Here is an 11,862-nt window from a genome sequence, read left to right as displayed (position 1 = left end):
TACATCGTAAAGGCGTCGGCCTGAGCCGATCGTCGAATGCCGTTCCTCCGGGCGGCCTCACGGGCCTGGGAGGCCGGCGGCCCTGGTGGAGAGGGCCGCGTTACCGCCAAGAGAAAGTACGTTGCCTGCTTTCGGGGCCGTCACCTGGGGGCGACGCGAACGGGCAGCGCGCGCGGCCCGCGGACCTGGCCGGTGGACCACGCCACGGCCGCCGGATCGGCGAGGCTGAACTCCGGAATCCGCTCCAGCCACACCTCCAGGGCGACCCGCAACTCCATGCGCGCGAGGTGCGAGCCCACGCAGCGGTGGATGCCCAGACCGAACGCGGCGTGCCGGTTGACCTCGCGATCGATGACGACCTCGTCCGCTCGCTCGAACTGCGCCGGGTCTCTGTTGGCGGCCGGGAACGACAGCAGGACCCAGTCGTCGGCTTTCATGCCGACGCCGTGCCAGTGCATGTCGTCCTTCACCAGCCGCGCCATCGTGACCGGCGCGTAGGCGCGGAGGAACTCCTCCATCGCGGTCGGCAGCAGCGCCGGGTCGGCGATCAGGCGCCCGCGGTCGGCCGGAGTCTTCGCGAGGTGCCACAACGACGCGCCGATCGCGCTCCATGTCGTGTCGATGCCGGCGATGAGCAGCAGGGCCATCGTCCCCGCCACATGGGAGGGGGCGAGCTTCTGCCCGTACAGCTCGGCGTTGACGAGGTAGGTCGTCAGGTCCTCGCGCGGGTGGTCGACGTGGTCGCGGATCTGTTCCTGGAGATACTCGAACAGCTGCTCCATCCGGGCCAGTCGCTGCTCCGGCGGCAGGTTGACGCCCTCGAGCGCGTTCTCGATGAACTCGCGGAAGCGCGGCCCGTCATCGGGCGGGAAGCCGAGCATGTCGGCGATGACCCGCACCGGGATGTGCTGGGCGTAGTCGCGGGCGGCGTCGACGACGTCCTGCCCCTCGAAGGTGTCGATGAGTGAGTGGCAGAATGCTCTGGTCGCCTGCTCCCGTCCGGCGACCGCGCTCTTGGTGAACGCGGGCAGCAGCAGCCTGCGCGCGTCACGGTGGAACGGCGGGTCGGAGGAGATCGGCGGCGTGCCGCCCACCGGCGCCAGCTCCCGAGGCGGCCGGAAGTTGCTCATGATGATCGACCGCGAGGAGAAACGTTCGGTGTCGTAGGCGATCTCGGCGACATCCTCATAGCGGGTGGGCAACCAGCCTCCGCCGAACCGACCGGTGCGCGCGATCGGGCAGCGCTGCCGCAGCTCGTCCTGGATGCGGTACGGATCGGCAGCCCACTCGGCCTCCAGGTGGGAGAAGTCGGTCGCCCAGTCCGAGACGGGCCCCGTGATGATCTCGTTGCGCGTGCCGAGAGGCAGGTCTGCCCGCGCCTGCCTGAAGTCCTCTGCGAAGCGGTCGTCGGCGGTCACGTCAGGCCTCCTGGAGAAGGGCTATCGCTCGTTCGGGGCAGTTGGACACGGCTCGCCGGGCGTCGTGCCCCTGGTCCGGCGGCACGACGCCGTCCACGAGCACCTGCCCATAGCCCTCCTCGTCCTCGGCGAACAGTTCCGGGGCGAGGTCGTAGCAGCGGCCGTGCCCCTGGCAGCGTTCAGGGTCGATCTGGACTCTCACTGGGGTGCTCCGTTCTGGGAGGGGGTGCGAGTGCGGTCACGAGGCGGCCCAGCAGCGCGGTCCACTCCTGGTCGCCGACCGCGTGCAGGTCAGGTGTGACGAGCGCGCTGCCGATCGCGAGCAGCAGGCAGAAGTGGGCCAGCGCGTCGGGCGACAGCGCGGGGTCCAGCTCGCCGCCCGCCTGGGCGACCGCGACCAGCGCCTCGACGATGAGGTGGCCGCGGGGGTCGCTGCGGCGGTGACGCCCGCGATACGCCCCATGCGCGAATTAAAAGATCATTCATTTGATTCGTCAAGAGCGTGATTGTGGCGGGGAACGTTGTCCGGCGTCCTTCCACCTGGTGGCCGGGCGCCACAAGTGCCACCGGATGTGTCAGCCGTAGCCTCGATACCCGCCAGACTTTCGGCCTCGGCACCGGTCTGTCGCGGGGCTTCGTGGATCGCTCGGCGGATGGCGGCGGCGGTGAGTCCCGCCTGCCGGGCTGTCGCGCCCATGCCCTCCCGCAGCACGTCCAACACGGTGAGCGCGGACTCGGCAGCGGCGCCCATCCAGCTCAGGTAGTTGAGTTCGTGCTCTGGCCGGTCCACGACATCGATCTGTTCCAGCAACACCTGAACGGCGGTCTGGGCATCATGGGTGACCTCCCACAGGGTCCACGCCACCTTTGAACGGATTCCCGCCGTCTCACCGCCTTCGTCCAGCAGTGCACGTAGCGCCGGCTCGGCCCGCCCGGCGCGGGGGCCCAGACGGCAGAGGTCGTCACAGGCCATGGCATCAGTGAAGGTGCTCACCCGTACCCCGGGCTCGGGTGAGCGGGCCGGGTTGTCGGCGATGACGCCGAGCAGCAACGTCACGATGTGGTCGGTGGGGTGACCGATGGCCTTCAGGGCGCTGATGGCCCACAGCCGCTGGTGCAGCGAGGGGCCGGTCGCCACGGAACGCAGGGCCTCGACCGTCGCAGGCTCGGCCGCCGGCGCACCGAGCCTGCCGATGGCCATGCACAGACGCATGACGTTCTGATCCCAGGACTCGTGGCTGTGCGTCGTCGTGATCATCGCGGTCAGCTCCGGCAGGGCGGCCCGCACCGGCTCGCCCCACGTGGTGATCGCATTGAGCAGGCGGCGCAGCTCGAACTGGTCGATCCCCTTCACCAGCCGTGCCCGTACGGCGGGCATCAACGCCTCAGCGAACGGAGCGGCGCCGGACAGCAGCTTCTCCGCCGCCTCGTCGATGGGCAGGGCGAGCATCCGCCGCAAGCCAGGCACGCATCGCTCGTCGCCGCACTCCACGAGTACGTCGAGCGCGACGGCGGACAGGTTCGGATCGGACAGCGCCGCGGCCACCCGGTCGACGTAACCGGCGGCGGCCGGGCCGTCCGAATCACGGATCCAGGCCCCGATGTTTCCGAGCGCCGCCTTCCGCAGCGTGGGGTCGGGGTGCGTGAGCAGGTCTGCGACCTGTCGTCCGAGCGGTCCGGCCAGCGGGTGCTGAGGGTGCACACCCTTGATCGCCTTCCAGCAGCAGCTGCCGGCCCACTCGTTCGAGCATTCACCGCTTCGGAGCAGGTCGAGCATTCGGGCCGCCCAGCGGGTCTCCGCGTCCGGGATCCATCGGAGCAGGTCGCTCACGGCGTGGAAGGTGGAGTTCCACTCCGGCTCCGCCCAGGCGAGCTCGCACAGGGGTTCTTCGACCTCGTCCCTGACGAAGAGGGTCAGCGCATCGATGGTCTGATCATCGAGGTCGCCGCCGGAGGTGACGTCCTTGTCGTTTCCGAACCACTCCTTGCGCTGCAGCACCAGCCCGAACGCGGCGCCGAAACGTGTCACGGCCGGATGCGCGGCGGCGGTCAGCGCCCGCAGGAACGCGTGCTCGCCCGGGTGGCGGGCCAGCGCGACCAGGAGGCCGACCTTCGCGGCCGGGTCGGACTCGGTGTCGAGCCGCGCCCGCAGCGCCGCGGCCAGCTCCTCCTCCCCGTCCATATACGCCAGGACGAAGGTCACGATGCGCCGCATCTCGGGATCGGGGTGGTCGAGGCGGGCCAGCAGCGCGGGAACTCCGGCGTCCGCCGCGGCCTGCACCCGTTCGGCCCAGTCCTCCCTGATGGTGTCCGGAAGGTCGCTCGGCACGTACGCCATGCCGAGGTCGTCGGTGAGCGCGTCGATCGCCTCCGCTGTCCTCGAACCCGCTTCGTACGTCATCGAGCCGAAGTGCTTGACGATGTCCTGCCAGTCGAAGTAGCTCATCGAATCGCTTCACTCATCTTGATCTCTCCCACGCGTCCCGGCCCCGCTCACGATGTGATCGGTGGTGGATCATGAATAGGGGAGATCACTTACGGCACTCTTGCAACCACCCGCCAAGGTGCTTTTTCCGCCCGGCCTGTTCTTCGACGGCGAGGGTCACGTCGTGTCGCGGACCACCAGGCGAGTGGGAACGACGACGAGGGGGGTGTGGCGGCCGTCGAGGCGGGACAGGAGCAGGCGGGCCAGCGCCAGGGCCTGGTCCGCGGTGGGCACCCGGATGGTGGTGAGCGGCGGGGTCGTGCAGGAGGCGGCGTGGATGTCGTCGAACCCCACGATCGCCAGATCCTGGGGCACCCGCAGCCCCGCCTCACGTGCCGCCTCCAGCGCGCCGATCGCCAGCTCGTCGGAGGTGGCGAACACGGCGTCCAGGTCGGGATGGCCGGACAGGAGCTCGCGCGCCGCCGTGACGCCCGACCGCCTGTCCAGGCCGGCGAGCGCGATCGCCGGTCGCAGCCCGTCCTCGTGGAGCGTGGCCAGGTGCCCGGCGAGGCGGTCCTGTACGGCGACGAGGTCCATGGGCCCGCAGATCACGCCGATGCGGCGGCGCCCCCGGTCGAGGAGGTGCCGGGTCGCGGCCTTGGCGCCACCCGTGTTGTCCACCTCCACGTAGGGCACGAGGGAGGCGATGGCGGGCCGGCCGAGCAGCACGATCGGCACACCGGTACGCGCGAGCCGCTCGGCCAGCGTGTCAGGACCGTCCGGGGGGACGAGGACGACCCCGTCCACCTGCCTCGCCTCCACGTGCCTGATGATGCGCCGATGGCTCTCGGCCGTGTCGGCGAGCATCAGCGTGATCTGCTTGCCCGCCCCCTCCAGGACGCTGGTGACGTACTGGACGACGGCGGAGATCAGCGAGTCGCCGCCGTGCCGGGGGACGGACAGGACGAGCGCGACAGAGTCGGTCCGCCGGGTGACGAGGCTCCGCGCGGCGGCGTTGGGTACGTAGCCCAGCTCCTGGACGGCGCGCAACACGGCGGCGCGCGCCTCGGGGCTGACCGACGCCTCGCTGTTGACGACCCGCGAGACCGTGGCCCGGGAGACGCCCGCGCGGGCGGCGACGGTCTCCAGAGTGGGCCGCTTCGGCCGTTCGGCGCCGAGCCCGTTGCGCTTGATGACATCGCGGTACCACAGGGCGCTGTCCTTGAGCAGCCGCCGCTGCGTGGTGAAGTCGACGTGGACGATGCCGAACTTGCGCCGGTAGCCGTCCGCCCATTCGACGCAGTCGAGCAGCGACCACAGCAGGTAGCCGCGGACCCGGGCGCCCTCGTCGAGCGAGGTCCGCAGGGCGCGCAGGTGCTCCTCGACGAAACTCATCCGGTCGAGGTCGTGGATGCCGTCGCCGGCCACGACGTCGACGAAGTCGGCGCCGTTCTCGGTGATCATCAGTTCGGTCTCGGGATACTCCTCAGACAGGCGCCGCAGGACCAGGGAGAGGCCGCTCGGCATGATGGGCCAGCCCATCGCGGTGACGGCCGTGGGAACGCTGCAGAACAGGACGCCCTCGCTGCCCGGGAACGCCGGGTCGGCCGGGGTGCTGGGCTGGGCCCGCACCACGATGGGCGTGTAGTAGTTGACGCCGAGCAGGTCGATGGGCCGGCCGACGAGGTCGAGGTCTCCGTCGTGGATGTGGCCGAGCCCCGCGATCTTCTCGACCAGGGGCAGCAGGTCGGCGGGGTAGTGGCCACGCAGTACCGGCTCCAGGAACTGCCGGTTGTGCAGGGCGTCGATCCTCGCCACCGCCTCGGCGTCCTCCTCGGGGAGGTCGAGGGACATGTCACCGAGCTGCGCGGGAGTGAGAACGGGCGAGAGGTTCAGCACGACGCCGGCTCTGGCGGCGCCCTGCGCGCGCAGCGCCTCCAGGCCCAGCCCGTGCGCGAGCAGCATGTGGTGGGCGCTGACGAAGGCGTCGGCCGCCGACTGCCGGCCCGGGGCGTGCACTCCTGAGGCGTGGCCGAGGAAGGCGGCGACCCATGGCTCGTTGAACGTGAACCAGGTGTCCACGCGGTCGCCGATCCTGTCGTACACGAGGCCGGCGTACTCGGCGAAGTGGAGGGCCGTGTCACGGGAGGTCCACCCCCCGCGGTCCTGGAGCGCCTGTGGCAGGTCCCAGTGGTACAGGGTGGCGTAGGGGGCGATGCCCGCCCGCAGCAGTTCGTCAACGAGCCTGTCATAGAAGTCGAGCCCCGGGTTGTTGACCCGGCCGTGCCCCTCCGGGAGCACCCGCGACCAGCTCACCGAGAACCGGTAGGCGGCGATGCCCAGGTCCTGCATCAGCCGGACGTCTTCGCGATAGCGCACGTAGTGATCGCAGGCCGGGTCGCCGTACGCCTCGTCCGCGAATCTGTCCCAGATGGAGGGTCCCCGGCCGTCCTGGTCGGTGGCGCCCTCGATCTGGAACGCGGACGTGGACACTCCCCAGACGAAGTTCTCTGGGAACGAAGCGGTGCCCATCTATGCGAATCCCCCTATGTCTCAGTGAGCGCTCAGTCTGCCGCGTCGCACGTCGGCGCCGCCACTCAGGTGGAAGGAATCACGTCAGGTCGGCGTCGGAGGACGACCCCTCTCTCGTCGGCGTCGGCGTCGGCGCATGGGACGCCAGGTCGAGCAGCTCGTCGACGGACCATTGGTCGTAGGCGTGTTCGCCGTACTTCGCGGCGAGCACCCGCCCATCGCGGCCGATCAGGAAGTCGGCGGGAAGGCCGAGGCGGCCGCCATGAGGCCTGGCCGCCGGTCCGCGTTCCCGGCCGCGCAGGATCGCCCACGCGCTCAGCGTGACCGCGCGGACGATCGGACCCCACACACGGGGGTCGAGCAGCGAGCGGGGCGCCGACTCCACGCCGAACTCGACGTACAGCCGCTTGCCGGGATCGGCGATCAGGGGGAACGGCAGGTCGGCGGTGTGCTCGGCCAGTTCTTCGGCGGGCGAGTGGAAGACCACGACCTCGCGGACTCCGGCCGCCTCGATCTCGTCGTACCGCCGCACCACCGAGCGCAGGTGCAGGTTGCAGACCGGGCAACCCGCGAACCGCCGGAACTGCAGGTGGATCATCCGCTCGGGGTCGGGGATGGCGATCGGACGGCCGGAGACCGCGGTCAGCTCACGGGCGGGAAGTAAGGACCCGGGCTTCAGCACTGTTCGGGACGAACTCATCGGGCACCTCTCTTTTAGGTGTACGTCATACGCCTACGATCATAGGTGTATGCCGTACGCTTTCAAGCGTCATGCCACGCCCGCGTTCACTCACCCCTGCTCAGCTGGCCTCGGCCGCCCTCGCCGTCATCGACCGCGAGGGGCTCGCCGGCCTGTCGATGCGCGCGGTCGCCCAACAGGTCGGGATGAGCACCATGGCGCTCTACCGGTACATCGACGATCGGGAAGAACTCGAACAGCTCGTCATCGAGTCCGTCCTCGGCGCCGTCGACACCACGCCGCCCGCCACGGACGGGTCCTGGCAGGAGCGGATCGAGATCCTGGTCCACCGTGTGCGCGACAGCGTCGGCGCTCACCCAGGGGTCGTTCCGCTGATCATCACGCACCGGCACCGGTCCGCCGGCCTGATGCGCTGGTCGGAATCGGTGGTCGGCATCCTCACCGAAGCGGGCCTGGACGGCCGGAAGCGCGTCATCGCCCTGCGCTGCCTGCTCGCCTACGTCGTCGGGGCCATCCAGCTCGAACACCTCGGGTCCCTGGCGGGGCCCGGCACGGAGAGCATCGCCGGCCTGTCGCGAACCGAGTTCCCCCACCTGGCCGATACGGCGAGGCGGGCCCGCACCGTCGACGCGGACGAGGAGTTCCACGGGGGACTGGCCACCCTGTTGCGAGGTATGGAGACGTGACACCCGCGGCCTGATCCCTGTGCTCGAGCGCGTGGAGGCACCGGAGCGTCGGCTCGTCCAGCAGTACGTCGTCGGTGTCTTGGCAGAGGGTCACTGTCAGGCGTCGCCGTCGATGATGCGGCCCGTCGGCGGGTCCCCTTTCGGCACGTTGCGGCGTCCGTGGTGGCGATCGGGTGGATTCCGGCCCTCGGCGCCGGGGTGGCGGTTATGGGTATTTTGACATACCTATCTCCGTATACCTATATTTGCTGACATGCCCTCCTCCAGCCCCCTGCCGAGCCCGGACGACCGCGCCGCCCTTGTGTCCCTTGAGGTGGTGTCACAGCTGGGCGCCCTGCTTCCCCGCCTCCTGCGGGCCGTGGAGCGCCGGGTCCACATCGAGTTCCCCCATCCCGTGCTTCCCGAGGGGCAGCTCGCGTTGGTGCGGCTCGTGAAGGAGCGGCCGGGGATCACCGTGCGCGAGGCGGCCGACGAACTGCTGATGAAGCCCAACAACGTCAGCGCGATGGTGTCGCAGCTCGCCGGGCAGGGGCAGCTGGAGCGGGTCACCGATCCCGCCGACCGGCGCATCGTGCATCTGCACACCACGGAGGAGGCCGACCGGCGTTTCGCGATCGCGGAGGCCCTGACGTCGACGGTCCTCGGCGACGGTCTGAACGCCCTGAGCGCCGACGAGGTCGCGGCCATCGGGCGGGCACTGCCCGCCCTCACCGCCTTGCTCCGCCAGGTTCACCCCGCCACCGGATGACGCGTCCGGCGGCCGCCAGCTCGCAAGAGCCGTATCGAACGACAAGGAACCACCCCTTCATGACTTCTCCCTCCGTGGACCGTAAGATCGCTCCATCCACGGACGGCGTGGCTCCCGCCCGACCACCCGCGCGCCTGAACCCCTGGTTCACTCTCGCCGCCGTCTGCTTCGGGCTGTTCATGGTCAGCCTCGACGGCAGTGTGGTGTCCATCGCCAACCCGTACATCAGCGCAGATCTGCACGCGTCCCTGGCCCAGCTGCAATGGGTGACCAACGCCTACCTGCTGGCGCTCGCCGCCCTGCTGATCCTCGGCGGGAAGCTCGGGGACCGGTTCGGCCGCCGTACCTTCTTCCTCGTCGGCATGGCCGGCTTCGTCGTCTCGTCGGTCGCCATCGGCCTGATCGGTTCGATCGAGGGAGTCATCGCCCTCCGCGCGGTCCAGGGGCTCTTCGCCGCGCTGATGATGCCCAACACCCTGGGGCTGATGCGCGCCGTCTTCTCCCCGGCGAAGTTCGGAATGGCGGTCGGCATCTGGGCCATGGTGTCGTCCGTCTCCACCGCGCTGGGGCCGATCGTCGGCGGGCTGTTCGTGGAACACGTCAGCTGGGAGTGGGTCTTCTACATCAACGCGCCGATCGGCGTCGTCGGCCTCGTCTTCGGCCTGCGCGTGCTGCCCCGGAGCAGGCCGCACGGCGGCACGGAGCGATTCGACGTCGTGGGCGTGGTCCTGCTGGCGCTCGGCATGCTGATCCTGGTCTTCGGCGTGGTCAAGGGGGAGACCTGGGGCTGGGGCTCCGCCGCCACGCTCGGCTGCCTGGGACTCGGCATCCTCGTCCTGGCCGGATTCTGCCTCTTCGAGGCCCGGCGCCGGTACCCGCTGCTGCCCATGCGGCTGTTCCGGAATCCGTCCCTGACGGTCGGTACGGTGATCACGGCACTCAACTTCTTCGTGCTGCTCGGCGTGATCTTCCTGCTGATGCTCTATCTGCAGAACGTCCGCGGATACAGCGCCGTGATGACCGGTGTCTACACGCTCCCGCTCAGCCTCGCCTCCATCGTCGCGCCGCTGATCGGCGCCAAGCTCACCGAGCGCTTCGGCCCCCGGCTGACGATGCCGCTGGGCATGGCGCTGCAGGCCGGGGCCGCTTTCGCCCTGCTCGGGGTGGCGGTCGACTCGTCCTACCACTCCCTGTGGCCGGGGTTCGTCCTGCTGGGCCTGGGCGTCGGCATGGTCATGTCCGCCTCCTCCGAGGCCGTCGTCGGCAACGCCCCCATCAAGGACGCAGGCGTCGCGGGCGGCCTGCAGAGCACCGCACTGCAACTGGGCGGCGCGCTGGGCACCTCGGTCCTGGCGTCGCTTCTGGCGAGCAGGGCGGGCTCGGCCCTGTTCGGGGCACTCACCGACGCCGGTACACCCGCCGTCACGGCCCGCGAGCTGGAAGGGGCCGTGAGCGCCGTCGCCCAGGGTGTCGCCCCCGTCTCCTCGTCGATGCCGGCCACCCTGAAGGCGGCCGTCATCGAGGGGAGCAACCAGGCGTTCGTCCACGGCTTCCACGCCGCGCTGACCGTCACCGGTGTGCTGTGCGTCGCCGGCGCCCTCGCCGCGGTCCTGGGCGTACGGCGCGGCCAGGCGCCCGTCGACGTACCGGCCGCGCACTGACCGTGATCATGTGGTGCGGTGGCCCGCCGACGGCCGGGATGGCAGAGGGACGCGTTCACCTGAGCCGGTGCAGGAAAGCCTCGTCCTGCTCGCCGACGAAGGCCTCGAATCGCCGTCGGTCCCTACGCGGCACGGTGACCGTGCGATGGTGGGGATCTTCCGGCGACGGCGGTTCATCGCAGGCGTCCTTGACGAGGTCGCTACCGAGAAAGTACGTGATCTCCTCCAGGCGGCAGAGCCCTTCTTCGGTGAGGCGGATTCCACGGCGTGCGGTGTCGACGCCGATGAGGCCGAGTTCGAGCAGGGCGTTGAAGACGCGACCGTAGAGGGCGTCGATCGATACGCCGTAGCGCTCTTCGATCTCGAACAGGTCGCCGACCTCCAGGTTCGCCAGGCCGGAGATGATCGTGCGGCGCATCTGTTCGGTGCGGTCCAACCTGCCGAGACGCCAGATGGCCAGCCGGTTGCGACCGATTCGCTCCGCGTAGTCCCGGGGATCGCAGGCGTTGTGGTACCGCGCTCCCCAGTCCGGGCCGTCCAGATAGCCGGACGCCGAGATGCCGGCTCCTAGGGAACCGACCTGCTCGAACTCGTCGCTTCGCCGGTCCGACCGGCTCGACCGGCGCATGGAGGAGAAGGGACCCTCGACGTATCCCAACGCGCGCATCGTGTTACGCGCGAAGAGCCACATCTGGTCGCGTACCTCGGCGCTGTGGGAATCCCGCGGAAGGTGCCGGAGATTCCGCGAGCCCGGATCCGCCCCCCGTGTGACAGCGGGGAAGATATTCACGGCGCTGACCTGAGGAATATCGGCGATCAGCCGGATCGTATGGTCCAGGCTTTCGAACGTCTCGAAAGGCAGGCCGGCGGCCAGCGTGGTGACGATGGAATCGTGTCCTTCGTCGAGGCACGTATCGACCAGCCTGAGATAGGTGTCGAGTGACGACGGTGGCCGGCCGATGTGCTCGAGGGTCCGAGGATGTCCGCTGTGCAGGTCGAGCACCAGATCGGTGACTCCGAAATCCTTCAAGATTCCGAGTTTCTCGCGAATATCGTGGTCTTCGTGGTCTTCGGGATGGATCTCGATCGTGACTTTCGCCCCGGGCCTGACGGCGAGATGGTTCTTCACCCGGTTGAACAGCTTGGCCAGCAGGTTGTTTCGCGACGGAAGGCCGCCTCCGATCCGCAGCGCGAGGGCGATGAGCGGTCCACCGAGTACGTCGTGATATACAGCCAGCTCGTTCTCGATGAGGCGGAGCGCATCCCCTTCTTTGATTATGCGGCCCACGCCCCGCTCCGTCGGCGATCCGTGCGGCCGGCAGAAAGCGCAGCCGCTTTCACGGAACGGGAGGCGGAGGTACATCTTGAAGGGTGACCCGCCGACCGCGGATACGATCTCCTCGGCTTCTCCGGCGTCGATCGGCGCCGTCGCCCGGAGAGGGTAGTAGTCGGAGACGGTGTGGAAACCGTGCAGCGTGCGCCGGATGCCGTACCGGTCGAGAGATTCGAGCTTCGCGACGGCTCGCCTCGCCGCCGCGACGCGATCCTCGATCAGCGGCAGGGTGCCCTCCGGCCAGTGATCGCCTCCCACGTTCCTTTCGTATCGGTCCACGCTCTCTCACTTCGTTTTCGTACCGGCGAACTTCACCTGGCCCCCACTCCCGCGGGACTCATGACCCGGTGCCGGGGGGT

At 69.5% G+C, this 11,862-nt stretch carries 10 protein-coding genes; 4 read left to right on the top strand and 6 right to left on the bottom strand.

Annotated elements, in window-relative coordinates; genetic code table 11:
- Nucleotides 1-140 precede the first annotated feature (140 nt).
- Nucleotides 141-1,418 (bottom strand): cytochrome P450, encoded by a 1,278-nt coding sequence (locus AB0I59_RS06860; RefSeq protein WP_082776432.1) that lies wholly within the window; start codon nucleotides 1,416-1,418, stop codon nucleotides 141-143.
- 1 nt (nucleotide 1,419) lies between these two features.
- Nucleotides 1,420-1,620 (bottom strand): ferredoxin, encoded by a 201-nt coding sequence (locus AB0I59_RS06855; RefSeq protein ID WP_061252524.1) that lies wholly within the window; start codon nucleotides 1,618-1,620, stop codon nucleotides 1,420-1,422.
- Between the two features lie 95 nt (nucleotides 1,621-1,715).
- Between AB0I59_RS06855 and AB0I59_RS06850 the strand changes: the two genes are divergently transcribed.
- A complete protein-coding gene (locus AB0I59_RS06850; RefSeq protein ID WP_358130893.1) occupies nucleotides 1,716-1,862 on the top strand; it encodes a hypothetical protein in 147 nt (48 codons plus the stop codon).
- A 34-nt stretch (nucleotides 1,863-1,896) separates the two neighbouring features.
- On the opposite strand, the gene AB0I59_RS06845 is transcribed toward AB0I59_RS06850, so the two are convergent.
- The 3 genes from AB0I59_RS06845 to AB0I59_RS06835 form a co-directional block, all read right to left on the bottom strand.
- Complete coding sequence (locus AB0I59_RS06845; RefSeq protein WP_358130890.1) at nucleotides 1,897-3,864, bottom strand: hypothetical protein; 1,968 nt, start codon at nucleotides 3,862-3,864, stop codon at nucleotides 1,897-1,899.
- Nucleotides 3,865-4,020: 156 nt separating this feature from the next.
- Complete coding sequence (locus tag AB0I59_RS06840; RefSeq protein ID WP_358130887.1) at nucleotides 4,021-6,375, bottom strand: GH1 family beta-glucosidase; 2,355 nt, start codon at nucleotides 6,373-6,375, stop codon at nucleotides 4,021-4,023.
- Nucleotides 6,376-6,454: 79 nt separating this feature from the next.
- Entirely contained in the window at nucleotides 6,455-7,075 is a 621-nt protein-coding gene (locus tag AB0I59_RS06835) for a peroxiredoxin-like family protein (RefSeq protein ID WP_358130884.1), read from the bottom strand.
- Between the two features lie 71 nt (nucleotides 7,076-7,146).
- Between AB0I59_RS06835 and AB0I59_RS06830 the strand changes: the two genes are divergently transcribed.
- The 3 genes from AB0I59_RS06830 to AB0I59_RS06820 all read left to right on the top strand — a co-directional run bounded on the left by AB0I59_RS06830 (nucleotide 7,147) and on the right by AB0I59_RS06820 (nucleotide 10,170).
- Entirely contained in the window at nucleotides 7,147-7,761 is a 615-nt protein-coding gene (locus tag AB0I59_RS06830) for a TetR/AcrR family transcriptional regulator (RefSeq protein ID WP_358130881.1), read from the top strand.
- 253 nt (nucleotides 7,762-8,014) lie between these two features.
- Complete coding sequence (locus AB0I59_RS06825; protein ID WP_358130878.1) at nucleotides 8,015-8,509, top strand: MarR family winged helix-turn-helix transcriptional regulator; 495 nt, start codon at nucleotides 8,015-8,017, stop codon at nucleotides 8,507-8,509.
- Nucleotides 8,510-8,568: 59 nt separating this feature from the next.
- Entirely contained in the window at nucleotides 8,569-10,170 is a 1,602-nt protein-coding gene (locus AB0I59_RS06820) for a DHA2 family efflux MFS transporter permease subunit (RefSeq protein ID WP_358130875.1), read from the top strand.
- Nucleotides 10,171-10,225: 55 nt separating this feature from the next.
- Here AB0I59_RS06820 and AB0I59_RS06815 read toward each other — a convergent pair whose 3' ends face one another.
- On the bottom strand, nucleotides 10,226-11,782 hold the full coding sequence (locus AB0I59_RS06815) for a radical SAM protein (RefSeq protein ID WP_358130873.1): 1,557 nt from the start codon (nucleotides 11,780-11,782) through the stop codon (nucleotides 10,226-10,228).
- Nucleotides 11,783-11,862 lie beyond the last annotated feature (80 nt).

Source organism: Microtetraspora glauca (assembly GCF_040656155.1).
Lineage (GTDB): Bacteria > Actinomycetota > Actinomycetes > Streptosporangiales > Streptosporangiaceae > Microtetraspora > Microtetraspora glauca.
This window is presented reverse-complemented; position numbering and strand designations above follow the sequence as displayed.

What these genes read in the sequence shown, in the direction of transcription:
- AB0I59_RS06845 (WP_358130890.1), bottom strand. Translation starts at nt 3,864, where the DNA reads ATGAGCTACTTCGACTGGCAGGACATCGTCAAGCACTTCGGCTCGATG.
- AB0I59_RS06840 (WP_358130887.1), bottom strand. Translation starts at nt 6,375, where the DNA reads ATGGGCACCGCTTCGTTCCCAGAGAACTTCGTCTGGGGAGTGTCCACG.
- AB0I59_RS06835 (WP_358130884.1), bottom strand. Translation starts at nt 7,075, where the DNA reads ATGAGTTCGTCCCGAACAGTGCTGAAGCCCGGGTCCTTACTTCCCGCC.
- AB0I59_RS06830 (WP_358130881.1), top strand. Translation starts at nt 7,147, where the DNA reads ATGCCACGCCCGCGTTCACTCACCCCTGCTCAGCTGGCCTCGGCCGCC.
- AB0I59_RS06825 (WP_358130878.1), top strand. Translation starts at nt 8,015, where the DNA reads ATGCCCTCCTCCAGCCCCCTGCCGAGCCCGGACGACCGCGCCGCCCTT.
- AB0I59_RS06820 (WP_358130875.1), top strand. Translation starts at nt 8,569, where the DNA reads ATGACTTCTCCCTCCGTGGACCGTAAGATCGCTCCATCCACGGACGGC.